Here is a 24,370-nt window from a genome sequence, read left to right as displayed (position 1 = left end):
TCTTTTCTAAGAATTTCTAGGTTTATTGAATCATGTTTGAAATGCAGAATCAATTTGGCTGGGTAAATTGTCTGATTATTAAAAAAAACCAGACCAATTTGTCAGAAAAAGTTCAATAAATCCTTATATATAAAGGTTTTTTCATGAAACGAAGCTTATTTTGGACTGCTTTTATTCGACAGACCTTTGTGATACCATTCAGAATGTAAACGGAACCAATACTTTATATTCCAAGGACAGGAGAATTTTTAATGAACAAAATGAAAGCCGTACAGGACATGATTTATGGGGTCGGAGGAGAAAGCAATATTCAAAACGCTTGGCATTGCATGACCAGACTCAGGTTTGATCTGAAAGATAAAAACAAAGTGGACATAGAGAAAATTAAGGAATTGGACCCGGTTTTAGGCGCGCAGTTTAATAATGACCAATTCCAAATCATTCTTGGTCCTAAAGTCGCGGAATATTATAATATTTTGGCCAGTGAATTAAAGCTAACGGATGTTCAAAAGGAAGATGAGGCAAGCGCTGAAAAAAAGAAGGGGTTTGTTACACTCTTCATGAATATTGTATCTGGCGTGTTTGGGCCTATCGTTCCAGCTATTGCCGGGGCAGGATTAATCAAGGGACTTATTGCAGGGTTGACCGCCCTCCATATCATCTCGGATCAAAGCGAAACCATTCAGATCATTAACATGATGGCGAGCGGAGTATTTACGTTTTTACCGTTTTTCTTGGCAGCCTCGGCGGCTAAAATTTTCAAAACCAACGAATATTTAGCGATAGCAATCGCTGCTACCATTATGTTTCCAACGATGGTGGATGCGGCCAAGGCCGGGGAACTTTCCTCGTTTCAGTTTTTAGGCTTTATACCCATCCCGGTGTTTAACTACACCGGTACAGTAATCCCGATTATCTTTGCCGTATGGGCGATGAGCCATATTCATAAAATCGTTAACAGGTTTATGCCAGAAGTGTTAAAAACCGTAGTTACGCCAACGTTAACCTTGTTTATTTCGGGCTTCCTGGCATTATCCGTTATCGGTCCCATTGGCATTCACCTAGGCAATGGCTTGGCTTGGCTTGTTCAAGGCTTATTCGGTATCTCTCCCATCCTTGCTGGCGTTGTTGTTGGTGCGATTCGACCTTTAGCCGTCTTTACTGGCATGCATCATGCAATGACTCCGATTGCTTTGCAGAATTTCGCAACACAAGGTTACGATATGTTAATGCCTATGATGTGTATGGCTAACTTTTCAATCGTAGGCGCAACATTTGCAGTGTATTACAAGGTAAACACACCTAAAGAAAAATCTATTATTGTTTCAGCCGCCGTCTCCGGTCTTTTGGGAATTACTGAACCTGCTTTATTCGGTGTACTGGCTAAGTACAAAAAAGCTTTTCTAGCCGCCATCATCGCAAGTTCAGTTGCTTCGGCTTTTATCAGCTTTTTCGGTGTCCGATTGTATGGGTATGTGTTATCCAGTATATTTAGCATTCCCGCTTACTTTGGGCCTTACTTTATCTATGCCATCTCCGGAATGATCATTGCTGTCGCGCTCTCCTTTACAATTTGTTATCTGTTTCTAAGCAAAGTAGATGTTGCGAGAGCAAATGAACCTACGCAGCTCAAATAATCGTTTGTCACGGCTTCCAAGCTTTTTTAAGCTCAACGAATCGGTTTAAAGTATCTAAGATAATGAGTGGAGCCTGACTACTGTATAAGTGTTGTCAGGCCCTTCAGTTAGCGATTATTGGGGGGATCCGTGCTAATCAAAAGAAGGAGGGGCATGGTTACTTTCTTTGTTGCCCGTATTCGGTTTTTTGCGCCCTCCAATGGACGTGTGCGTATCCAGCGTCACGAGCATGGGCGTTTAGTTGCGAAGATCGACAAACGTTTTTTCGTTAGGTGCATTCTAATATCACAGTCAGCACATCAACATCGACCGAACTGCCGGCACTCTGTCTTTTGTTTCTTTACAGTAACCAGATGGTTATTAAATAATTGTCGCCTATTGGTCCCGTTGCCCGCGTTCGGATTAATACTCCGTAATCTTGACAAAACAAAAAACGCCCCACCGGAAAGTAACGGTGAGGCGTTTCGTTGGTCCTGTGTACCTAAAACGGAATACTCCGCAGGTACACAGGACCTCTCGTTAATTTCGTTCATTTAATTCTGATGTGACCGTGGTAAAGCATACTAATGCCGAGGACCGGGATCGAACCGGTACGGTAGTCACCTACCGCAGGATTTTAAGTCCTGTGCGTCTGCCAATTCCGCCACCCCGGCATAAATTTAGGAACGCTATTTTCATACTTACTTATCTTATAAGTAACGGAGAAACATCCAGCTTATGTACAAAATGGTTCTCGTTATGTAAATACCGTTTTAATGGGCACCAACATATAATACGACAATTTCATCAAGTTGTAAAGTATTTTTTCTAAAATAAAAAAATTTCTTTTCTGCATAACTTGGGCGCATTTGAATTACACTAATAAACGTCTTTCCAAACTACCAGAAGGGGTGTTACGAATGCGTGAAGGTATGATTCCAACTGTTCTTGGAACGGTAGTATCGGCTTCAGGCGCTGTGTTGCTGAGCAGTAAGTACAAGCTTGCAGCTACAGGCATTCTCGGTTTCGGACTGGCTCATGTTGCTCTGGGAGCGATTGATCTGATTGAGCATCGCTAGTTGTTTGGGAAGTGCCGGGCGGGAGCTATTTCCTCCCCGGCTTTATTATTATGCCGCTTTAGCCGCCTAAGCATAAAGTTTATATAAAATGCTTCCACTCATAAAGGAGCGTGTGATGTATTATGAAAGAACATATTAGGGAAGACAAGGATGGTACTATCGATCAGGTCGAACATGAACAGTCGTTAGATCAGCGCGAGCCAGGTTTTAATCGTATCCCTGACCTCGATGCCGATACTCCTGCTGCTACAGATATAATTGAAGAAGCTGTGGGCCGTGGCCTGAACAAGTTGCGTAACGATTTTACAGATTAAAGCATGGGTCATAAGGCATGGGTTACTCAAACAACAACATTGAACCAAGCAACCTTATAAACAGTGATTTCTAGTGATCACTTGAAAATAAGCATAAACCAGCCAATAATCGAAACCCAAAGCACAATACTAATCAGGATTCCCCACACGATGCCCACTGAGAAATTCCCTTCACTCTTCGGTACAGCATGGCCAAATTTCAATCTAAGCTTCATTTGATTCCAGTTCATAGAACCCCCTCCTTAAGTTCTATTTCGGAATATGAAGCACATTTATGTAGATCAATAGTCATGTTTTCCAAAAAAATAAAAAAGGGCTTTTTGTCCTATCATCCAGTCCGGGGAAAAAGTATTACTGCTATTCCGACCAAACAAATCAATCCACCCACGATATCGTACAAATCAGGTGTCTTTTTATCAATCCACCATCCCCATGCAATGGAAAGGACAATAAAGACACCTCCGTATGCTGCATACACACGCCCAAAAGAGGAGAAAACCTGAAAAGTTGCAATGACTCCGTAGACAGCCAAAATCACCCCGCCGCAAAGTCCGACATACCATGTCTTCCCTTCACGCAGCCACTGCCAGATCAGATACCCTCCCCCAATTTCAGCTATGCCAGCCAAAATAAAAAGTAACGCTGCCTTTAACAACATCTCACATCCCTATTCTGATAATCTTATCGGCTTTATTTCTTAGGTGCCCATCCTTAGAGCGCTCGACCTAAAATAATAATCAACGCAATCACGCCAACCAGAATAAGCAGATTGCTGACCTAACGCCATAAACCAGAGGCTCCCTCAGAGTGAAGCTTCCGCTGGTTCGCATCAAAATTCGCTTTGGCTCCTTCAGCATCTACAGGGCTAGAAAACGGTCGGTTATCTTCATTCATGTAAATGACCTCCTTATCAATACCACCTTAATGATACCAAATTTTTCCGCTGATTTCGCATTGATTTTATACTCATGCTTACACTATATTTCCCACTGCACCTGCATATTTATGAAGTGTACAACTATGTGTCAATATTTCACTGAATATAGCGTATGATGGTGAATCAAAGTAGAGTAGGTATTTTGACACCTTTTATTGCAGGACGGTAGTTATGGTATAATTTAGTCAACTTAATCATGATCGTAACGAGAGTACAACTACTTATCCATCTGTATTGAATTCACATCCATGAATCCGCATCCCGGTTACAACCTGCATAATCTGATTGTAATTTAGGAGGAGGATACCGATGTCCCCAATCTTTCTAGCTACTTTAATGTTAATGGGCATGTTTTTAATCCAGGCAGCCATCGTTCTAGGCATCATACACTGGATTTCCAAACGCAGCAGCCGTCCAGCACACACCAAAATGGTTCTTACCATGGGCTTGCTTGCGTTGATTTTCGGCTTCCTTCTGGTAAAAGACTGGATGTATTCACAGGAACTGAACCGATTGGTCTACTTCTGTTTGCTAATAATCCTCATTAGCGCATGTAACCAACTGAGAAAACGCAAAGAAAAAATGTAATTTCATCATGATGTCATCAAAGGAGGAGCGCCATGAAATCTCACTCAATACGCTTTTGGTTACAAAGGGTGCTACTGCTACTACTTGTTTTACTATTCAGTGTCTCTCAGCAATCGTTCATTATAGCTGATGCCGCTCCGCCTGTTAATTCCCGGGCCTCTGCCAAAGCCAGGCAACTACTTACCTACCTTTCCAATGTGCCAGAGGGTACGCTAATCTCCGGGCAGCATGATTATTTGGAGGAACCGGATGAACAAAACAACAAGTTACAACAAATCAGCGGACAATATGCAGGACTCCATGGCTATGAGTTTGGAGGACTAGCCAATCAGTCCCATGCAGCCTTACAAGAGCAGCGTCAGCGTGTTGTGGACAGTGCTATTCAGTGGAGCCAGTCCGGCGGAATTGTAGCTATTACCTTTCATCAAGCGTTACCAGGTAAACCCAAAACGTGGAAAAACGTGCACTCCAAGCTCAGTCAGGCTGAATTTAACCACTACATCACGCCGGGTACCCCGCAATATCGACAGCTGATTGCAGATATTGATGAGGTCGCACTTTCCCTCAAAACGTTGCGGGACGCAGATGTGCCTGTTCTGTGGAGACCCTATCATGAAATGAACGGCAACTGGTTCTGGTGGGGAAACAAACAAAATTACGCCCAGCTCTGGAATGTGATGTATGACCGATTCGTTAATGTTCATCATCTAGATAATCTGTTATGGGTATGGAGTCCGAATGCACCGAACGCATACAGCACACCGTACAGTCGAACTTTTCCGGGTATAAACAAAGTGGATATTCTCGCAGCTGATATTTACAACAATGATTACAAAGCCTCATATTACACCGGACTGCTCAAGCTTGCACAAGGCAAGCCGATTGGAATTGGAGAAAGTAATATTCTGCCGAGCGCCAATGTGCTAAAAAATCAACCCACCTGGGCTTATGCCATGACATGGGGAAAGGAACTATCCACAACCAATTCGCAATCAACGATCAGAACATTTATGAATCAAAATAATATTATCACACGGGACCTTCTGAACGAGGCCCTGCGCTGAAATAGCAAAAAAAAAGCTTCAACTTCGCTCTATGAGTGAAATTGAAGCTTTTTTGAGTCTCACCAAGCCAAGCGCTTTAACTATTTCTAATCACTTCTTCCAGATCAATATCGGCATACGCCTCTTCACCGAGATGCACAGATACAATGGTATAGATCCGCTTGGTCAGTCTCGACATCAGTCGATCTCCCGGTGCTACTGAGTATTCTTCCCGATAATCACCAATTTTGTGAAAACCGCTGGACATATGGATGTACAAGCTGCCTCTTCGTGTTTTACCATGTACCAACATCAAATCTCCTCCTGCTGTAACCATTCCTAATTACATCTGTTACATGTATATCGGTCAGAATAAGATATGATATAAGTCCGCGCTAAAGCCAAATGGGCCTGCCCGTAATAGGACAGACCCGTTTGGTAAAAGTATTTTCGTTCTTAAGAAAAAAACTATCCCTGATAGGATTCTGCAATCGCATTCGCCGCAATGATGGCGTTGTACACGTCAGCAGGACTGACCGGAAACGGCATATTGACCATCGTATCATTCGATGCACAGGCAGCTTCCGCCACTTGACGCCATTCAGCCTCGACAAATTCCTCAACTCCCAAATCACGAAGCGTCAAAGGAAGACCTACGTCCTTAACCAGTTTGATGACAGTATCCAGTTCTTCTTTCGGCGCATTTTCCAGTACAAGCTGAGTTAGCAAGCCGAATGTGACCTTCTCGCCATGCTGTGCTTTATGCAGTGAAGGTACGGCCGTCATGCCATTATGAATCGCATGCGCTGCTGCCAACCCACCTGATTCCGCACCAACACCACTCAGATAAATTGTCGCTTCAATGGTATCCTCCACCGCGCGAGTATATACCTTACGATCCACCGCAAGCTTGGCCTTCACGGCATTTTCCAGCAACGTATCATAACAGAGACGGGCCAGTCCCAGCCCTGTGGTGGAAGGCTTGTTCAGTACCAGGTTGTCCCCGTTGGACTGATAACAAGCCCGCGCCTCAAAATAAGTAGCCAGCGCATCGCCGATCCCGGCTGCAAAGAAACGTGCAGGCGCCGCTGCCAAAATGCCCGTATCCGCCAGTACAACGTCGGGATTGGTTGGTAGGAACAAATACTCATCAAAGGAGCCGTCTTTCTTGTAGATAACCGCGAGGGCAGTACAAGGGGCATCCGTAGAAGCAATCGTCGGGAAAATAACGACAGGCAGCTTTTCATAATAAGCCGTTGCCTTAGCGGTATCCAGCGTTTTACCGCCGCCGATCCCTATAATGATGTTAGCGCCATGCTTGCGCACCAATTCCCGGTTACGCTCAATTTCTTCTTTAGTACATTCATATTGGAATTTCTCGAAAATGGCCTGATTGCCAGCCGCTTCAATAGAAGCGCCAGCCTCCTTTTGCGCCTTTTCGAGTATAAACTCATCACAAATAATAAAGGCTTTATCGCCATAATCCTTAATGTAGTCATTTAACGACGAGAGCAGATTCTGGCCAGAAATAAATTTCTTGGGTGAAGTAACGGACCTTACGACGTTTGTCATGTAAATTCCTCCTCAGCTTTGACTCATACCGAAAACACGATGTATTTCAGTACGTGACAACTTAACTATAAACCTCTTTTGAATCTGTTAAAAGACTGTTTATGGAATATTTTATGAACAAATTGTGTATCCATCAAGCTTTAGCGCTTTCATTCCACTCGGAATATAATATCCCCATCATAATACGATCGTAACTGTTACCATCACGAAGAACAGCGGAACGAACCCTGCCCTCATGCAGGAAACCCGCCTTTTCATAGGTCCGAATGGCCTGTTTATTATACTCAATAACATCCAGACCTACCCGATTCAAATTTAATTCGTAAAAGGCATAACGAAGAATGAGGCGCACCGCTTCGGAACCGTAGCCCTTCCCACGATAGTCCGTATTGCCTATGCCAACCGCCAACTGACCGATCCGATTATTCCACTCAATCCCGTGAATGGCAACAAATCCAATCAGGACATCATCTGCCAACGTTCTCAACCGGAAATAGACCTCGTGCGAACTAGGCGAGCCTTCCGATTCCATTTGCTTCAGCGTATAAGGGAGTGCCAAATCCGTATCCACATTTCGCAGATACTCCGCATCCTCTCCCCATTTGAACATCGTTTCCGCATCTTCTTCCCTGACAGCGGCCAGTTTAATCCGATCCCCGTAAAATAAATTTTCGATTTTCATTGCCCTTCATCTCCTGTTTTGTGTTGTCCCATTTTGTACTCCAGCGATCATGCTATTAAACGTCCGCAATACAAGCCCTCCTCAGGATTTCAATGTATAAACTTTACAAAACAATCGGACAAAACACAAACAAATAGCCATAAACTATCTACTCATCCTTTTTTATAGAAAAATATTCCTGATTCTGATAGACTATAACCAGTCTAATCCCTACATATTTGTATAAAGGACCGGGACTATAGTCATGAACAGAAAGGAAGAGTAAGGATGAACAAACAATCCAAAATCGTCTCCATCGCACTGGCATCGGCTCTAGTATTCAGCGTTTCTTTTCAATTCGCCCCAACCGTAGAGGCCAAAAAATCAAAAAAATCGCATAAATCAGCTACGCAAAGTTCCGTCTATTACAAAAACTGTACAGCTGTTAAAAAGGCAGGTAAGGCACCTCTCTACAAAGGTGATCCCGGCTACCGCTCAGCACTCGACCGTGATCATGACGGAATTGCCTGCGAAAAATAATCTCTCATTACATTTGAATGAGTATAATGCACAAAAAGACCTTGCGGCCGCAAGGTCTTTTTCATATTTCTTAATATTTATAAAGCATAGCAACCAACTGATATCCGGCTCCAATTGTCCAGAACAGCACATAATCACCGCGCCGGATGCGGCTGGATTCAATACCTTCATACAAGGCAATGAACGGGCTGCTGGTACCCGTGTAGCCATAACGATCACCCACATAGATCATTTGGGCGTCCTCCAGCTCCAAATGATCCTGTATTTTCAGCACATTCGCCAGTGAAAACTGCGACAGGCAATAAGCCCGTACATCCTGAGGTGCCAGTCCGTTCTTCTTCAAAATTCGCTCAAGCAGATCAAATGTGGGGAGCAAGGCCATGTTGGCGTCGAACGGAAGCCATTGAATATATTTTCCGGGGGCATCTGCTCTGAGTGTTGCCGCTAATCCCTGAGCCGGGTACAAAATTTTATCTATATTGACCGGGTCCGTAAAATACATAGAATCAATAAAGCCAGTATCCTCTTCCGTACGCTCCAAAATAACTGCACAAGCGGCATCCCCATAGTTCGCATAAGTAATTTCATCCTCGGGACCAGAAACAAGTGAATTATAGTCTGAACCGATGATAAGTGCTGTGCGCACATCAGGATTAGACAGCATAGATCGGCTGGCTTGATCGACTGCCACCGTCATGCCTGCACAGTTCGCGTTAGAATCCATGACAACCACGTCATGCCTGGCCTCGATGGCTTGATGAACAAACAGGGCATTCATAGGGAACAACGACTCCGGAACTTGGGTGGAAAACACGATCATGTCCACATCACGGCCTGTCATTTGAGCTTGATCCAGCGCTTTCTTCGCAGCCGCGATCCCCATCGTCAAACCGTTCTCGTCCGGGCTATCAATAATGTAACGCTTTTTCCTGCCCATATGCTCCATGAATCTCCGAATATCTTTGCCCTGTTCGTCAAAATGACGGATATAATATTCGTTATCTACTGAACGGGGCGGATGATATACACCCAATGCTTTAATTTTAATATGGCTCATCAGCAGGTTCCCCCTTACACATCCATCTCGCTGTTTGTCACCGCATCAGAACGTTAGTGTACGACGATATCTACGTTGTTTAATCCCGCTTCACGTGCTACACGACCGAGTTGCATTTTAATAATCGTTTGTTGCAGGCTGATAACAAAAATCACTTTGGCAAACCCGGTTTCTTTATACCGTACAAAAGAACCTTTCATTTTTTCTACTTCTCCCGGACCCAGCAGTGCCATTTGGGTGCAGTCTACTTTGAGCGTAAAGCTGGATGCCTGAATGGAGGATGTCTTGGATACATATTCCTTGACAAAGCTATCATATTCAGCCTGGCTGAACACACCATTCACCGCCATATGTACTGTTTTAATGGTTTGATCCACTTCGATGCTGTAAGGATTTTGACTCATTTCAGTAAGACTCCTTTGATTTCATATTTTTGTCTATTAAGATTATCGGAAAAATATGTAGAAATCTTAATATACAATCAATAAATCGGCCCTAATATATTACAAATTTGTGTATATGCAAAAAAAGCCGCCACTCCTCCTGACTACAGGAAGCAACTGGCGGCTGACAAGTTACGTGTTCTTATGCTGATTAATTTGTAAACGTGTGGCGGCCAAGAGAAATGACAGCCGGGCGACTCTTGCTCCACTTGGCTGTGGCAATGGCCGGATTGTAATAAAACAGGGACCCGTTCGTTGGATCAACACCATTAAGAGCCTGTCTTGCCGCACGATACGCGGTTTTGTTCGGTTTCAGGCGGTATTGACCATCCTGTACAGCGGTGAACTGGCCAGGCTGCAAAATAACGTCTGGAATTGAGCTCGGAAATTCATTGGACTGCACACGGTTTAATACGACCGCACCCACGGCTACCTGCCCTTGAAAAGATTCCCCGCGTGCCTCGGCATAAATAATCCGGGCTAATTGCTCCAAAGCTGTTAAACGCACCTTTCCGAAGGAATCCAGCTTGGCTTGCGTTGCTGCTCCGGCTACACCGTCGGGTGTAAGGCCATAGTCCCGTTGGAAACGGGCAACCGCTTTACTGGTCAGAGAGCCGTAATATCCGGTAAAACCGGCTTTGAAATAGCCGAGCGAATGAAGCTGCTGTTGAAGCTTCAGCACCTGCTCACTCTGAGCCCCTTTCGTCAACGCTGACGATTGCGCTTGTACTTGTCCTGGCGTAACCGACAACACAGCGCCCAGCATACATGCGCAGGACAGTACCAATATAGATAATTTTTTCATATTCCAGACAACCTCCTCTTTTTTGTTTTGTCCGGTACAACCATTCCGGCCTGTACAACTCAGGGGCGTTTATCCGATGATGCTTTTTCTGCTATAGCTTATGCCTAGCTGCGGAAATGACGCGTTGCTACTACGGAATCGGACAAAGATGCTCTCACACGTCCGTTGCAGTATACCACAAGCTGCATTTACGTATCATCCGGCTCTGGTCCTATGACTGCGCATACAAATAAACGCCAGTCGTAACGGACTGACGTGCACTAGGAGCAATTGATCATGTTTAGACACCACTTGAAAACGTGACTTTTTTCGCTATTTTTCTTCTTTAGCTCCACTGGGAAAGGAATCTGTCGTCTTCTTATTCGAATTACGCTTCTCTACTATGTATAAATTTCTGCATCTGCTTTTTCCTCCTGTACTTGGATTCTGGTTCCCTATACTCAACTATCCAATACCATCCCTTGCACACAACATTGGGCGGATGCATAGGGTAGCTGTACGATCATCAAATTTTTGAATAGCAGAAAGGCAGGAACGACGCGTGGATTCATATATGGATTACACCTCTCCCTCCGCTCAATTTACTTATGATTTAAAAGACAATGTTTTGTTTCAAAAGGATGCTCAAAACTCCATCAATGAGCTTTCGGTCCAGCAATTGAATACATTAGTAAATACATCGCTACTGGATATTCGCTTGAGCACCGCCAACGTCATTGAGCCTCACTACCACCAAAATGCTACAGAGCTGGTATACTGCATCTCTGGGGCGGTGACCGTGTCATTAATTAACCCGTTCACACGCGAGTTACGGCATTTTCCGATCACGCCTGGTCAAGTGGTTAATGTTCCCCAGGGATGGTGGCACTACGAGGTCGCCACAATGGATGATACTCATTTGTTAGCGATTTTTAATGCCCCCGTCCCCGAATTCATTCTCGGCTCCGATATTTTGCGGTTAACGCCAGGCAACATTCTGGCTCATACCTACTGCCTGAATGAGAATAAGATTCAGGAAGCACTCGCTCCTATCAAAAAAACTGTGATCATCGGTCCACCCAATGACTGCAAGCACCAGCAGACCAAAAAGCCGGGAATACACGTGAGACTTGCCGATACTCCCCCTCACCAGCAGGCTACCCCGGAAAGGACCTATGCTCCTACAGACGTATATCCCGGATTCGCCTTTAACCCTTATCACGAATGGGCCTAACCCGATAAGATCATAAATCGGTGGGAATGCCTTCTCCCTGTATATTAGCCGTTACCGTTACATCATTCCTCTCATAAAATGCGAGTGTACAAGAGGGGGTGATTGAATGGACGCTTATTACAACTGCTTGGGCTGTATGAACAGAAGGGTACGTGTTTTGACCGTGGACGGACAACAGCACGAAGGAACCATCGTGAAGGTGGATCGCAATAACGTGTACTTAAAAAGAGAATCAAACGGGCGTGTTCAGACGTCTGCTTTTTATCCTGGCTATGGATACGGTAATCAAATCTTAACCTTGAGCCTGTTCACCCTGTTGGCAATTGCTTTAATTTAAGTCCACTGCACCCATCAAACCCTGTCTACCAAACCAATTGACACCTTTTATGACAGCTGCAACCCCTGACACTCATTCGTCAGGAGTTGGCAGCTGCTAATTGAGGTGTTTTACTATACAAGCAAGTCACATGAATCCCTTAAAACGCTTAAATCCCCCACCAGTTATGCACCGGTGAGGGATTTAATACACTCATTTCAATTTAGATCCATAACGACTTGGTGATGATGACCAGCAGAATGAACAGTACCAGGATAGCCCCTGTCGATGTCCAACCTCCATAGCCTCCAACTTGACCGCCACAACCTCTTTCACATTCACCCATGGATAAGTTCCTCCTTCATTTCAAGGTACATCATAGCTTATGTATAGAGGTTTCCTATGGACCGGGCTTATCGGCAATGAAATGATTCTCTCCGTCGACTGGGCATCCGCCTACACCCTTTCTGGGCAGGAGCATAAGATATCACAATTAACCCTGAAGGAGTGAAGCAATTGAATCCGAATCAAGCGCTCAATTACAGTACGAATCAACCTTTTCCCCATCACCACCATACCCCGCATCATATCATGGTAAGCCCTGTAGACCCGTATGTGGTAGAAACATTAAAATCGGTCATTGGCAAATATGTTGTACTGGAGACCACACGCGGCAGAATTGACGGATGTGTAGTGGACTGTAAACCTGATCATGTCATTTTGGATGTATACGGAAAGAAATTCTTTGTCCGGATCTGCGAAATCGTATGGATTATGCCCAACTAGACGATTAGACGCCAAAATCCTCGCCGATCCTATACCGGATTCGCGAGGATTTACGATCGTCACAAGCTTCTGCTATTCAATATCTCCTGCCAGCAAAGAACGGAGTTCATCTATCGTTCCATTGAATTCATTCAAATCCACATTACCACGGATACCTGGAACACTGCCTGTGCTACTGTACTGCCAGGCCCACCAGTTGTTCCAGGCTGGAACTGCAGTCGGCTTTTGAGTCGTGCTGTATCTGGCTACCCACAGTTTATACATAGAAAATGTAGGATCAAACTTGGAAGCAAAAACATTTCCCGTATACACGATCGGCAGACGTCCGGTAAGCTTCTCCGTTTCATCCAAAAACGCATGAGCCACTTCACTAATTTGCGCAGGAGTAAGACCTTTGGGATTATTTTCATAATCCAACACTGGCGGCAGATCCAACCTGCCTCCTGCTGATTCTAAAGCCCTGGCAAAATTAGCTGCTTCCTGACGAGCACCATCCGTAGTTGTCGCGTTCAAAAAGTGATAAGCGCCGACCAGTATGCTGGCATCCCTCGCTCCCTGAACATTGGCTAAAAATTGATTGTCTTGATATGTTGTCCCCTCTGTAGCCTTGATGAAAGCAAATGTCTTGCCTGCGGCCGCAACCTGTTGCCAATCTATAGTTCCATTATAGTGGGAGACATCGATTCCTTGAGCATGTCCGTCGGAAGAGATGACAGGCTCAGGTACGATCGTATCGGGGGCTATAGTAGATGTAACAGGCGCAGTAGAAGTTAGTCCCGCTGTTTCATCTGATTTCCGATCCAGCGCTATGACAATCATGCCGTCACCCGCGTTTAGCACATGGAAAGGTTGATTACTATTCAGGTCAACCACAATACGTACCGCAGCGGGACTTGTGCTAAATAAAGAGTATCTTACTTGTGAAACATCCGGATCATCTGTTACAGGGAAAGCCCCTTGTGTCGTATTGTCCAAAGGTAGAGATGCTTGGAACTCATCGGAGAACCTAGAACTAGGTATGTCTACAACGATGCGGTCTGCATGGGTCAACGTAGTGACTTTAGGACTTACTTTTCCATTCACCGTAATTGCCAATTGATGATTCATGAAGCTGATTTGGTCTATCGTGGCACGTGTACTCTCTTCTGCATCAGTTACAGTATTAGTTATAGCCTGAGTACCAGAATCGGAGCTTCCATGGGAAGACTCGCTACTTCCGCTTGAGTCAGGCGGGGAAGTCAGAAACACCGTTTTTAGCTTGCTGTTCCATGTCACATTAAGCCCAGTCTGTTCAGATACAAAACGAAGCGGAACATAAGTTGTTCCGTCTGTAAGTAATGGAGCTACCGTCAACCCCATTTGATGACCATCGACAGAGGCTATAGTTTTATTTACCTGAAGACTGAGGTGATGATCTCGATCCTGTATAGTTACGGTACCCGTCTTGGCCTTCCAATCCACACTATAACCTAATTCCTCCACAATGAGACGAAGAGGAACTAATATGTTTCCTTTGACTTCCTGGGTCTGAATTCCCTTCCCAGCACTTAAATCTTTACCATTCAGCTCAATATGTGAACTTGAAGACGTAGCGTGAGTTTCCCCTGGAAATACCCATAAAAACAGAAATAAAAAAGCCAAAAAACAAATTTTCTTCATTATGTACCCTACCATTCTATAAATTTTCACTTATGAAAATCTTGCAGCCTAGTATCTCAGAACCCGCCATTTTGATAGACGCAAATTATATGTAAAAGTTACGGATAAGTCATCACATATCTTAATCTTATCATTAGCAGCACTAAAAAGTCTCTGCCGGCTACATAGCGAGGAGAGACTTCTTTTGTATCTTCATTCACACTGTTAAAAATGTTAAGCCCGCAAGAATGACCGAGGTGATGGACAGCACCAGTAAAGGAAGCACCGCTTTTTCCCGCAAGGCCTTAAAGCTCACATTCAGCCCCATGCCTACCATTGCCATCGTTAGCATAAATGTGGTGATATGAGAAAGTCCATTCATCAGGCCCACTGGAACTACGATATATTTTCCAAAAATATAGCTGCCAATCAAACTTGTGATGACAAATCCAATGAGAAACCAGGGGAACTCCATTTTCGCATCCGAGTGGATCTTTCCGGTTCGCTTCATCCAGTACATGAACATAAAGCTAAGCGGTATTAGCAAAAAGACACGGCCCAATTTGGCTAGCAAGCCAATCGCGAGAGCATCCTGTCCGGCAGGCTCGGCAGCTAAAGCCACATGTGCAATTTCATGCAAACTGATGCCTGACCATATTCCATATTGCATATCCGTCAAAGGAAGCCAAGGTCGAAGCACAGTAAACAAAATGGCAAATACGGTTCCGACCAAAGCAATGAGCCCTACTCCAATAGCCGTATCCTCATCCTTGGATTTTAACAGGGGAGAAACTGCCGCAATTGCTGCCGCACCGCAGACACCTGTTCCGATACCGAGAAGAAGCGAGAGCGAAGCATCTGCTTTAAAGCGCTTGGCCAGCCACATCGTAAACAGGATGGAAAATACGACGGTGCACACATCACGCAGGAGCAAGCCCATACCATGATGAATGACAACATCCATATTGAGCTTTAGCCCGTACAATACGATAGCCCCTCGCAGCAATTTTTTAGCCGAAAACTCAACCCCTGAGCGTAAAGCTTCGGGATATCCCCACAACTGTCGGTATAAGATAGCGAGAAACATGGCGCAAGCCAAAGGGCCTACATAATGAAAGCCAGGTATTTCGTTCAGACCATACCCTATGAATGCAAATATCATGGTCAGTCCAATGCCTAAGATACGCTGGATAAAGCGATTTCGGTTAGAGTGTGGGGAACGCTTTTGTGGTAAACCGGAACCTAATGAACATTTCATGTGCTTTATGTGACTGCTCATGGTGAATACCTCCAATTCTATCTTCATAAAGCTTAATATGTATTTTGTCATAAGAAAAATAAATCATTATAATGGTATCCATAAGTAAATAGGTATGATAAAAATGGAGGAGTTGGCTTTGGATCAATCTTTAATCGTATTTGTTATGGTCGCGGAGAAACAAAACTTCACACGAGCTGCCGAAGAGTTACACATGACCCAGCCTGCCGTAAGTCAATACATTCAAACGCTGGAGCGTACGATGGGAGCCCGGCTTTTGGAGCGAAGTAATAAATATGTGCGTTTAACCAAAGCCGGTGAAATTGTATATCACCATGCCCAGGAAATCATCCGTCTCCAAACTCGAATGCAGTATTTGGTGGACGAGCTAATGAATACGGCAAAAGGCAATCTGTCCATTGGCGCAAGCTACACGTACGGAGAGTACGTACTTCCTCATGTGATTTCGCAAATGAGAAGTCAATATCCACTCATTCAGCCCTCCATTAGCATCGGCAACACTCAGGAAATTGAAAGATTGGTGATCCGCAATCAACTGGATGTAGGGATTATTGAAGGACAATTTCAACATGACCATTTGTATATTGAACCGTTTGCAGAAGATGAATGTATATCGTCGTTCCACATCATCACCGTTTGGCTGGTAAATCTCAAGTGAGTTTAACTGAGCTGCAAGAGGACATATGGATTCTGCGCGAAGAAGGCTCTGGAACCCGGGAAGCGGCGGAAAAGATGTTTGCACGATTTCAGTTTGTCCCTGCTCATATTATGGATTTTGGCAGCACTCAGATTATTAAAGAGTCTGTAGAAGCAGGCTTGGGCATTTCTTTGCTGTCACAGTGGACAATTCAAAAGGAACTCACCTTGGGTACTTTAAAAGTGTTGGATATAAGCGGCTTCCCGATCGTTCGGAAGTTCTCTTTTCTGACTCCTTCTGAGGTATTCGAAACGAAAGCGGCCTCTGTTTTTTTAGAGGTTTTGCGAGGTTATAACGTGAAAAGATGAAGCTCAAAAGCCATGAAAAAAAGCACCCGGAAGGCGCTTGAACTTACTCGAATAAATCGGTGACGGCTCCTTCGGGCTCTTTTAATAAAGACTGTCTGGCTTCTAATAACCAGGGATGCACAACCTTCATTTTCTCTTTATTGCTCCACACATGGTTAAAATAAATCATAATCGCTTCATCCAACAAATGGTTGTTTACACTCGTCCAAAAATCTGAATAGCCATCTCTCTGGACAGCTTTTGGTGTAGGATATACGGAAATGCTAATTCTTCTTCTAAAATGGGGATATGTAATGCCTGTGCTACAGCTACTTTATCTTCATTGGGGATAATAGTACCTATATCGTGCAGCCACCCCGCTCGTTCAGCTATGACCGGATCAGCATGAAATTGTAGAGCCAGTGCTTTGGCTTCATGGGCTACCTTCGTACAATGCACCCACGTAGCTTCAGCGCTATGTTTGTTAAAGAGCTTCTCTACGTCCAAAAAAAGATCCCCTGAAAATTCAAGCCCTGCAATGTATTGATGTAACACGGGATTCATGGATTATTCCCCCTCTTCGCTTATTCCGATGATTTTACTATAAAATGTACATAACGCGCCACTGCGCAGGCAGATGGTGTTTCCCATCGCTGTTGCTGCTTGTGGAGCACTATTCCGCCTACTCCGTTTTTCATGTATATCTTCGTTCAGCTCATATCATGAAAAAAAATCCAAAAGCCCCTTGCTTGAAAGCAAGGGGCAGCAAATCCCGCTCCTTCGATTCCATCGGATGACTGCGGTTGCTTAAACAACATGTGTTACACTTTTATATGTTATAGCGGCGGCCCGCCTGCTGCAATCATCAAAAAGCACAAAATGTTGGATAGACAACACAATCGTTATATTGTCATTTCAGGTGGATAGATGGTCTTGCCCATGATACAGAAAGTGGCTAAAATCGGCGTAGCTCCCTTGAAATTGTTGCATGTCGTGGGCAGCAATCCCTACAAAATTTCCTGTAAATCCACCTGATAAAAAGCTGATATTTTGCTTTTCAAAAAGCGGAGTCCAGGCGGATTCATTTCCGAGATGGTAATAAAACTGTCCTTGGGTTGCATGGACTTCTACAGCCAAATGTACAGGAAAATCCTCCTGAAGCGTAATCACATAGGGAACTAACGTGAATGTATCTGCCTCACATCGCATTATGCGCAGCACTTTCCCTTGTCCCTCTTCATAACTGACATAGGCATACAGATAATTTTCATCATTTAGATACAGCAGGAGCCCAGCCATTTGCAAATAGCTTACGGGTTGATATTCCAGTGCCGTTTCCACCCGAAAATGATGATCAGTTTGCCGAATGGCGAGCACGTGATGCTGAAAGAGGCTTTGAATGGATTCTCCAGCCAGAATTCGGAGATAGCCCGGACGCTGGCTCAGTGAGCACCAACGGTCATCCGCCAATATACGCAATGTGTTCCACGTTTTATTTAAAACGGGTCCCTCGAAAAAGTCTTCGAATACAAAACTGTGCTTCTGCCCTGCCGTGAAAGTGGTTCCGATAGGTGCAGGTACTTCTAATTGCGGCGTATGCCCCCCTGCCGTTAATCGCAACCAGCCTTCATCATTCCAGTACACGTGCTGCAAGGCCGTTTCTCGCCCTAAAATGGCATATTTCCCTTCCAACGGACGTGTACATAAATGAGCCATATACCAATCGCCATCTGGCGTCTGCACAAAACTGCCATGTCCTGCACATTGTAACGGGAATTCAGGACGATCACGTGACGTAAGCATCGGATTATGTGGGTCCACTTCATACGGCCCGGATAGCTGCTTCGAGCGTGCTACAGTAACTGCATGTCCCGTACCCGTTCCACCTTCCGCAGTAATAAGGTAATAATATCCGTTTTGCTTGTAGATATGGGGGGCTTCTGTCTTTTTCAAAGGCGTGCAATCGAAAATTTTCACAGGCTCACCAATAAGTTGCTGCTGCCTGCTATCGTATTCCTGCATGACAATACCTGAAGATTTATTGCTGTCCAACATGCGGTAATCCCATAATGCATTCAATAGCCATTTACGTCCGTCCTCGTCATGAAATAAAGACGGATCAAATCCACTGCTGTTAAGATAAACCGGGTCCGACCACGGTCCATGGATCGCAGGCGCCGTCATTACAAAATTATGAACATCCTTGAACGGACGTCTGGTGCTTTTCACATCCGTATAGAGCAGATAAAAAAGGTTATCCGCGTAGCTCAGCTGTGGCGCCCAAATGCTGCAATTTTTCGGATTCCCTTTTAAATCAACCTGATCCGTTAAAATATCCGTACAATGCTCCCAATGGGCCAAATCTTTGGACTGATACACCCGTACTCCCGGCAACCACTCAAACGATGACACGACAATATAGTAAGTATCCTCGACTCGTACAATACACGGATCGGGATTAAAGCCTTTTAATATGGGATTTTGGATCATCATGAGAAATTGCTCCTCCTTGCTTCCAAAAAAGTGTCTCCACCTAAAACCTGCTCCTTGCTCCACGCTTCTGCTCCTGCTTCAAAACAACCCGCCCACGGAACACGCTGCCTACGCAGCGAGGCAACATCGGATACACCATACTCCTGATAGCAAACCGTTTTCTCATTTGCAGCATCGTCCCAATTGTCCCAACCCCGTGGATCAATATGTTCGCCCATTTTACAATCCACAAATACGGTCTTGGCATACTCACGCCACGGCCGCCCCAAAAATACCGGAGTAATATCAGGCTCTGCGGTTAAGTAACATTGGTTGAACACATAGCCATACGCTTGTCCCTGGGGAGTAGAGGCAGCTGTGACATAGCTCGTTTGGTTCTCATGATGGCGCAAACTGCGAATTTCGCAATGTTCAAAATAAGCTGTCGCCCCGCCAAAAATAAAATCGACCGTGCCCTCGATATAGCAATGCTGATAGAGCTGGCGATAGTGCGCATGATGCTCTTTCAAATGGATGCCGCCAAATTTCAGCCGTTCTTTCGGTGCCAGAGGCAGGGGGCCTGTAAATAACGTATCCTGATGCCCGCGAAAGGTACAGTTTCTAAAAACCGTTTCATCACAATGAGCATAAACCGCAACAGCCTGCCCAATGGCTTCTCCCTGTCCAGCCGTGTTGGAAATGATGAGATTTTCCAGGATCAAATGATTGCCGCCTAAAAATAAAGTGGGAGTCGCAAAGGTTCCTATTTCCTCGCCTGCCTCATCCAACTCCCTGGCATACCGATGCATTCGAATGTCTACATGTCCGATGCCTATGATATGAAGATACGAACGGTAGATCCGCACCTCTTCCTCGTAGGTACCCGATAAAATATACAGCATTTCCATTTCATTGGAAGGCGACTGCTCCAATGCAGCAATCGCCTCTTGAATCGTATGGAAATCACAAAAGGATTCTTTCCCTACCAGCATGGTTGCCCCAATCCTTTCATTGGATTTACAAGTGTTCGGCTAAAAATGATTGCCACGCCGTTCGCATTTCCAAAGTCTCCATATGCCCACCACCTGCAATCACAGGTTGCCAATGCTCAGGGTGACCTGCTTCCTGGTAAGCTTCCAGTAGCCCCTTAGCCAGATGCTCGACTCCTTCAATAGGACACATTCGATCATTTTGACCTGTTATGCTCATTCGTGGACGAGGAACAATCCGCTTTTGAATATCCAGCGTAGTAAAATGCTTTAACAAGCCAGGGACATAGGAATAGAAGCCATGGTGATCCAGACCCCTTTTGATGATCAGGGTATGGGCATCTACCTGTCCGCAAATATCAATCGTGACCTGTATCCGCTCATCTAACGCTGCCAGCCACCACGCCATCAGGCCCCCCATCGACATGCCAATCGTTGCAATACGAGAAGCATCAACATTCTCTCGCTGGCACATATAGTCCACCAAACGACGGTTATCGTACAGCATCATGCCCCACAGCACCTGGCCCTGCCAGAGCATTTCCTTTACCAGCTCGCTTTCGGTTTTACCCCCGCGTTCATTAAAGCCCCACATGTCAATACAACAAGCGCAATAGCCCATGTCTGTCAGGGTTTTAGCAAACGAGGGCTGCTGCAAGTAAGAGCTGCTATGGATAAATTCCTTGCGTCCATTGGTATAATTGCCTCCATGCGAATGGTTGAAAATGACCAATGGAAACGGACCGTTTCCATGTAATGGTGTGGCTATATTAGCTGGCACAGGCTCGATTCCGTTGATGTCCAGCAGGAGAGATTCCAATTGGTATCCCTCTTGCTCCTCTTGCTTTAGCAGGGTGGCCGTAACGGGTCGATCTGCCGGAAGGTCACCCAATAATGCTTGCAGCTTATCCACGTTTTGCCTCCTTCTATGCCCCTCCTAAACCAGGATTTTGCAAAATCCTCAATTAAAAATATTTTGTTCAGAAGGTTGTATCGTCACTTGTTCAATCAGCTTTTCAGGCTGGTTTGTATTCTTCGAATGACAACGGTTGACTTCAACGCCTTCCCCGTTTTCTATATAAAAAGCAGGACCTTCATGATTCTCAATGGTCACCTGTTGAAAACGGATATCTCTCACATTGCCTAAATAAAAACCACGGTTGTTCATATCTTCGATCCCTGACATCATGGCAGGACGGCCGGGAATTGCATTCTTCGCCATGGAAATATCAATATTGGAAAATGTAATTTCAGCAATATATTGTTCTGCAAGTCCGTATAAGAACCCAGCAGCCGCATGAACCTGTCGTGCCGTGATATCGGAAAAATGAATCCGTCTAAAGCAAGGCGTTTCATCGGTAATTGGATAGGGATTTTTGTCCCAGACATATTTGTCTTTGCCCCGGGGTCCGCAGAAATAATAGAGATTCAGAATAAATGGACAAATCACATCTTCCATCACAATATTGCTAACGCGAATATCCTCGACGATTCCGCCACGTCCCCGTCTTGATTTCAGGCGGATGCCCCGATCCGTTTGCTTGAACACACAATTGCTGATCGTGACATTACGGATATCTCCACTCATCTCGCTGCCCAGTACAACACCGCCATGTCCATGCACCATCGTGCAGTTGGTAATCGTAATATTTTCGCAGGGAATCCGTTCCTGTGTATCCTCGGTTCCCGCTTTGATCGCAATACAATCATCGCCCACATCAATATTGCAGTTGCTAATACGAACATTGGAACAGGATTCGGGATTAATGCCATCCGTATTGGGGGAATCCGCCGGGTTAAGAATGGACACATTGTCAATCGTGACGTTGTAGCAAGCGATGGGATTTACAGTCCAACTTGGGGAATTTTTCAACATGACATCTTTAATGGTGACCCGCTGACAACGATCAAAGCTGATTAATTTCGGTCTGGGGTACTGCAACTGCTCCGGATGATTCCGATGCTTTTCCCACCACGGCTGACCATTTCCATCCAGAGTACCGCTGCCTGTAATTGAAATATTTTCGAGGTCCTGCCCGTAAATGCACGAAGCACGTACTTCTCGCTGAACGCCTTCCCATCTGGACTCCACCACAGGATAATCCTCCGAGTCGGAACTAAAGGAAAGAACTGCACCGGGGCTTACATGCAGTTCAATGTTACTTTTAAAAAAGATAGCCCCTGTCAGATACGTACCCGAGGGAACAAATACCGTTCCTCCCCCGGCATTGCTGGCCGCTTCAATCGCAGCCGCAATCGCTCCCGTTGCTAATGTCTTACCATCCTCAATTGCTCCATAATCTACAATGTTATACACCTTCATCTCGTTCTCTCCTGTCTTCATTTTTTGTGAATACGAAAATGATTTATAGGCTGAACTTAAAAATACACTGGAAAACGGAGTAGGCGGAATGGTGCTGAACAAGCGTCAGCGATGGTAAGCACCATCCGCCTGCGTAGTGGCACTTCATGTACACTGATGTTCAACCTATATCTATATCCTTATTTTTTCGATTTCTTGTACGCTTCCTCATACTCAGAGATGATCTGTGATCCACCAGAATTTTTCCAGTTCTCTACCGCAGCTTTAAATCCGGCTTCATCGGTCTCACCCATAATAAATTTGAACGTAGCATCGGTAATAATTTTTTCGAGTTCAGTTCCTTTTTCATTGGCAGTTACAGAATCCAGAGGAACGGTTGGGTCCAAAACGGCAAATTTGTTATTTTCCTTGATTAATTGATTGGCTAGTTCCTTTTCAGGGTTGGCATCTTTTAACGTGTAAGTTACTTCACTCGGTCTGGAGCTTGCAAACGGCTGTACATCTGCTTGCCACAAATCGGTGTTAATAATTCTGAAAGCTCCTTCATTATCAATCTCATAATGAGTTCCCTTGATACCACCTGTCATGTCCATAAATACTTCTTCATCAATCAAATCATTGACGAATTGAAGTAATCTCTTCAATTGAGCTTCCGTCTTCACCTCGGATTTAGGAAATGCCAGCAAACCGCCAACTCCGCTGCCCTCGGACCAAATGTGATATTTACCGTCTCCATTAGAGATTTTGTTTACAGGCACCAGCTCAAGCCCCTTTTGCAAGCCTTGTGACAGATTTCTCAAGTTTGTGATATCCACCATTCCCGTATAAATTCCGGTTTTCCCTTGAGCAAATTGCTGCTGCTGATCGGTTTTAGCGGTTACGGCGAAATCCTTTGATATATAGCCGTTCTTATATAATTTATTGGAATACTTTATCGTTTCCAAATATTGAGGTGTATCAAATTCCGGCGTAAACTTGCCATTCTCATCTACTTTCCAGCCATTAGGTGTGCCAAAATAAGAGCTTAAGGTTTTAAAGCTGCTATAGCGCAGATCAGATCTGTCGCCAAAGCCTGTCGTATCCTTTTTGCCATTACCGTCCGGATCATCTTCTGTAAATGCTCTCGCAACTTCGTATAGCTCATCCAGGGTCGTAGGTACTTTAAGTCCTAATCGATCCAGCCAATCCTTGCGAATAACCAAGCCTGCTCGTGCCAAATTTTTCTGGAATGGAACTCCATACAGAACTCCCTCGATGGAAGCTGCATTTCTAACTTCGGGAGGTATCTTTTTTAAATTGTCATAATCGTCCAAATAGCTCCCTACATCCCAGAATAGACCTGATTTCAATGAACTTCGAACTGAAGAATTTGTCATCATCGTAAGAGTCACGATATCCGCCAATTCACCAGACGCTAGCGCTGTAGTGATTCTCTCTTCTTTCGATGCATCAGGAACCCAGTTGAACGTAATCTTGGAATTCGTGTATTTTTCAATTTTGTTCTTAATCGTGTCTGTAGGTGGAGAGGCTGTATGCAATACATTTAACCAGGTTAATTCCAGCTTTGAATTCGGATCATAGGTTTGGCTGCCTTGATCCTCTGCCCCCTTGTCACCGCAAGCAGCTAAAAAAACACTCATGACCATAAGTATGGCAAGAAGGCCCGATACTCCCTTTTTCATCGTGATTCCTTTTTTCATCGTGTTTGCTCCTTT

26 protein-coding genes, 1 tRNA gene and 2 pseudogenes are annotated in these 24,370 nt (G+C 44.7%); 10 read left to right on the top strand and 19 right to left on the bottom strand.

All coding sequences use genetic code 11. The annotated features are described in order from the left end of the window. Nucleotides 1-251: 251 nt before the first annotated feature. Nucleotides 252-1,637, top strand: coding sequence for a PTS transporter subunit EIIC (locus tag ASL14_RS22495; protein WP_134913531.1), 1,386 nt, complete (start codon nt 252-254; stop codon nt 1,635-1,637). A 567-nt stretch (nt 1,638-2,204) separates the two neighbouring features. Here the strand turns inward: ASL14_RS22495 and ASL14_RS22490 are convergent. After that, a tRNA-Leu gene (locus ASL14_RS22490) sits at nt 2,205-2,290 on the bottom strand. 246 nt (nt 2,291-2,536) lie between these two features. Between ASL14_RS22490 and ASL14_RS22485 the strand changes: the two genes are divergently transcribed. Then, on the top strand, nt 2,537-2,695 hold the full coding sequence (locus tag ASL14_RS22485; protein ID WP_134913530.1) for an asparagine synthase: 159 nt from the start codon (nt 2,537-2,539) through the stop codon (nt 2,693-2,695). A gap of 122 nt (nt 2,696-2,817) precedes the next feature. Then, nucleotides 2,818-3,009, top strand: a complete 192-nt coding sequence (locus tag ASL14_RS22480) for a hypothetical protein (protein WP_134913529.1) — start codon at nt 2,818-2,820, stop codon at nt 3,007-3,009. 77 nt (nt 3,010-3,086) lie between these two features. Here the strand turns inward: ASL14_RS22480 and ASL14_RS27520 are convergent, their stop codons facing one another. Together ASL14_RS27520 and ASL14_RS22475 are read right to left on the bottom strand one after the other, a co-directional pair. Next, nucleotides 3,087-3,239 carry a hypothetical protein gene (locus tag ASL14_RS27520; protein WP_162833923.1) on the bottom strand — a complete coding sequence of 51 codons (153 nt, stop codon included), beginning with the start codon at nt 3,237-3,239 and terminating at the stop codon, nt 3,087-3,089. Nucleotides 3,240-3,337: 98 nt separating this feature from the next. Then, nucleotides 3,338-3,664, bottom strand: a complete 327-nt coding sequence (locus ASL14_RS22475; RefSeq protein ID WP_044648233.1) for a YnfA family protein — start codon at nt 3,662-3,664, stop codon at nt 3,338-3,340. Between the two features lie 591 nt (nt 3,665-4,255). Between ASL14_RS22475 and ASL14_RS22465 the strand changes: the two genes are divergently transcribed. Together ASL14_RS22465 and ASL14_RS22460 are read left to right on the top strand one after the other, a co-directional pair. After that, the gene (locus ASL14_RS22465; protein WP_134913528.1) at nt 4,256-4,534 is read left to right on the top strand and encodes a hypothetical protein; all 279 of its coding nucleotides are present in this window, start codon (nt 4,256-4,258) and stop codon (nt 4,532-4,534) included. 32 nt (nt 4,535-4,566) lie between these two features. Continuing rightward, nucleotides 4,567-5,598, top strand: coding sequence for a glycosyl hydrolase (locus ASL14_RS22460; protein ID WP_134913527.1), 1,032 nt, complete (start codon nt 4,567-4,569; stop codon nt 5,596-5,598). 76 nt (nt 5,599-5,674) lie between these two features. Here ASL14_RS22460 and ASL14_RS22455 read toward each other — a convergent pair whose 3' ends face one another. The 3 genes from ASL14_RS22455 to ASL14_RS22445 all read right to left on the bottom strand — a co-directional run bounded on the left by ASL14_RS22455 (nt 5,675) and on the right by ASL14_RS22445 (nt 7,831). Continuing rightward, nucleotides 5,675-5,890, bottom strand: a complete 216-nt coding sequence (locus ASL14_RS22455; protein WP_025685324.1) for a hypothetical protein — start codon at nt 5,888-5,890, stop codon at nt 5,675-5,677. Between the two features lie 155 nt (nt 5,891-6,045). Then, complete coding sequence (locus ASL14_RS22450; protein ID WP_134913526.1) at nt 6,046-7,149, bottom strand: glycerol dehydrogenase; 1,104 nt, start codon at nt 7,147-7,149, stop codon at nt 6,046-6,048. Nucleotides 7,150-7,282: 133 nt separating this feature from the next. Continuing rightward, a complete protein-coding gene (locus ASL14_RS22445) occupies nt 7,283-7,831 on the bottom strand; it encodes a GNAT family N-acetyltransferase (RefSeq protein WP_134913525.1) in 549 nt (182 codons plus the stop codon). Between the two features lie 351 nt (nt 7,832-8,182). On the opposite strand from ASL14_RS22445, the pseudogene ASL14_RS22440 reads away from it, so the two are divergent. Next, nucleotides 8,183-8,350 (top strand): annotated as a pseudogene (locus ASL14_RS22440) (excalibur calcium-binding domain-containing protein); the annotation flags it as partial. A 70-nt stretch (nt 8,351-8,420) separates the two neighbouring features. Here the strand turns inward: ASL14_RS22440 and ASL14_RS22435 are convergent. The 3 genes from ASL14_RS22435 to ASL14_RS22425 all read right to left on the bottom strand — a co-directional run bounded on the left by ASL14_RS22435 (nt 8,421) and on the right by ASL14_RS22425 (nt 10,655). Next, nucleotides 8,421-9,407 (bottom strand): ketoacyl-ACP synthase III, encoded by a 987-nt coding sequence (locus ASL14_RS22435; protein ID WP_134913524.1) that lies wholly within the window; start codon nt 9,405-9,407, stop codon nt 8,421-8,423. A gap of 53 nt (nt 9,408-9,460) precedes the next feature. Next, on the bottom strand, nt 9,461-9,811 hold the full coding sequence (locus ASL14_RS22430; RefSeq protein WP_134913523.1) for a hypothetical protein: 351 nt from the start codon (nt 9,809-9,811) through the stop codon (nt 9,461-9,463). A gap of 190 nt (nt 9,812-10,001) precedes the next feature. Next, nucleotides 10,002-10,655, bottom strand: coding sequence for a cell wall hydrolase (locus ASL14_RS22425; protein WP_134913522.1), 654 nt, complete (start codon nt 10,653-10,655; stop codon nt 10,002-10,004). 541 nt (nt 10,656-11,196) lie between these two features. Between ASL14_RS22425 and ASL14_RS22420 the strand changes: the two genes are divergently transcribed. Next, nucleotides 11,197-11,868, top strand: a complete 672-nt coding sequence (locus ASL14_RS22420) for a cupin domain-containing protein (protein WP_134913521.1) — start codon at nt 11,197-11,199, stop codon at nt 11,866-11,868. A 106-nt stretch (nt 11,869-11,974) separates the two neighbouring features. After that, nucleotides 11,975-12,205, top strand: a complete 231-nt coding sequence (locus ASL14_RS22415) for an LSm family protein (RefSeq protein ID WP_134913520.1) — start codon at nt 11,975-11,977, stop codon at nt 12,203-12,205. A gap of 202 nt (nt 12,206-12,407) precedes the next feature. Here the strand turns inward: ASL14_RS22415 and ASL14_RS29130 are convergent, their stop codons facing one another. Next, nucleotides 12,408-12,530 carry a hypothetical protein gene (locus tag ASL14_RS29130; protein WP_014282395.1) on the bottom strand — a complete coding sequence of 41 codons (123 nt, stop codon included), beginning with the start codon at nt 12,528-12,530 and terminating at the stop codon, nt 12,408-12,410. Between the two features lie 170 nt (nt 12,531-12,700). On the opposite strand from ASL14_RS29130, the gene ASL14_RS22410 reads away from it, so the two are divergent. After that, nucleotides 12,701-12,970, top strand: a complete 270-nt coding sequence (locus tag ASL14_RS22410) for a YuzF family protein (RefSeq protein ID WP_134913519.1) — start codon at nt 12,701-12,703, stop codon at nt 12,968-12,970. 72 nt (nt 12,971-13,042) lie between these two features. Here the strand turns inward: ASL14_RS22410 and ASL14_RS22405 are convergent, their stop codons facing one another. Both ASL14_RS22405 and ASL14_RS22400 read right to left on the bottom strand, forming a co-directional pair. Continuing rightward, nucleotides 13,043-14,629, bottom strand: a complete 1,587-nt coding sequence (locus ASL14_RS22405) for a GH25 family lysozyme (RefSeq protein WP_134913518.1) — start codon at nt 14,627-14,629, stop codon at nt 13,043-13,045. Between the two features lie 196 nt (nt 14,630-14,825). Further along, nucleotides 14,826-15,887 carry a YeiH family protein gene (locus tag ASL14_RS22400; RefSeq protein WP_134913517.1) on the bottom strand — a complete coding sequence of 354 codons (1,062 nt, stop codon included), beginning with the start codon at nt 15,885-15,887 and terminating at the stop codon, nt 14,826-14,828. Nucleotides 15,888-16,005: 118 nt separating this feature from the next. Between ASL14_RS22400 and ASL14_RS22395 the strand changes: the two are divergent. After that, nucleotides 16,006-16,892, top strand: a pseudogene (locus ASL14_RS22395) (LysR family transcriptional regulator). Between the two features lie 43 nt (nt 16,893-16,935). Here ASL14_RS22395 and ASL14_RS29125 read toward each other — a convergent pair. The 7 genes from ASL14_RS29125 to ASL14_RS22365 form a co-directional block, all read right to left on the bottom strand. Next, entirely contained in the window at nt 16,936-17,061 is a 126-nt protein-coding gene (locus ASL14_RS29125) for a hypothetical protein (protein ID WP_257721130.1), read from the bottom strand. A gap of 26 nt (nt 17,062-17,087) precedes the next feature. Beyond that, nucleotides 17,088-17,435 carry an HDIG domain-containing metalloprotein gene (locus ASL14_RS22390; RefSeq protein WP_134913516.1) on the bottom strand — a complete coding sequence of 116 codons (348 nt, stop codon included), beginning with the start codon at nt 17,433-17,435 and terminating at the stop codon, nt 17,088-17,090. A 351-nt stretch (nt 17,436-17,786) separates the two neighbouring features. Continuing rightward, nucleotides 17,787-19,364, bottom strand: coding sequence for a glycoside hydrolase family 43 protein (locus ASL14_RS22385; protein WP_134913515.1), 1,578 nt, complete (start codon nt 19,362-19,364; stop codon nt 17,787-17,789). Continuing rightward, complete coding sequence (locus ASL14_RS22380; RefSeq protein WP_134913514.1) at nt 19,361-20,335, bottom strand: pectinesterase family protein; 975 nt, start codon at nt 20,333-20,335, stop codon at nt 19,361-19,363. Before ASL14_RS22380 ends, ASL14_RS22385 begins: the two co-directional genes overlap by 4 nt. Before the next feature lie 25 nt (nt 20,336-20,360). Beyond that, the gene (locus tag ASL14_RS22375) at nt 20,361-21,245 is read right to left on the bottom strand and encodes a dienelactone hydrolase family protein (RefSeq protein WP_134913513.1); all 885 of its coding nucleotides are present in this window, start codon (nt 21,243-21,245) and stop codon (nt 20,361-20,363) included. Nucleotides 21,246-21,293: 48 nt separating this feature from the next. Continuing rightward, nucleotides 21,294-22,655, bottom strand: coding sequence for a glycoside hydrolase family 28 protein (locus ASL14_RS22370; RefSeq protein WP_134913512.1), 1,362 nt, complete (start codon nt 22,653-22,655; stop codon nt 21,294-21,296). A gap of 179 nt (nt 22,656-22,834) precedes the next feature. Next, the gene (locus tag ASL14_RS22365) at nt 22,835-24,355 is read right to left on the bottom strand and encodes an extracellular solute-binding protein (RefSeq protein ID WP_134913511.1); all 1,521 of its coding nucleotides are present in this window, start codon (nt 24,353-24,355) and stop codon (nt 22,835-22,837) included. Between the last annotated feature and the right edge of the window lie 15 nt (nt 24,356-24,370).

Source organism: Paenibacillus sp. IHB B 3084, from assembly GCF_001447315.1.
In the GTDB taxonomy this organism is placed as follows: domain Bacteria; phylum Bacillota; class Bacilli; order Paenibacillales; family Paenibacillaceae; genus Paenibacillus.
The sequence above is the reverse complement of the archived record's forward strand: the minus strand, read 5'-3'. Positions and strand labels throughout refer to the sequence as shown.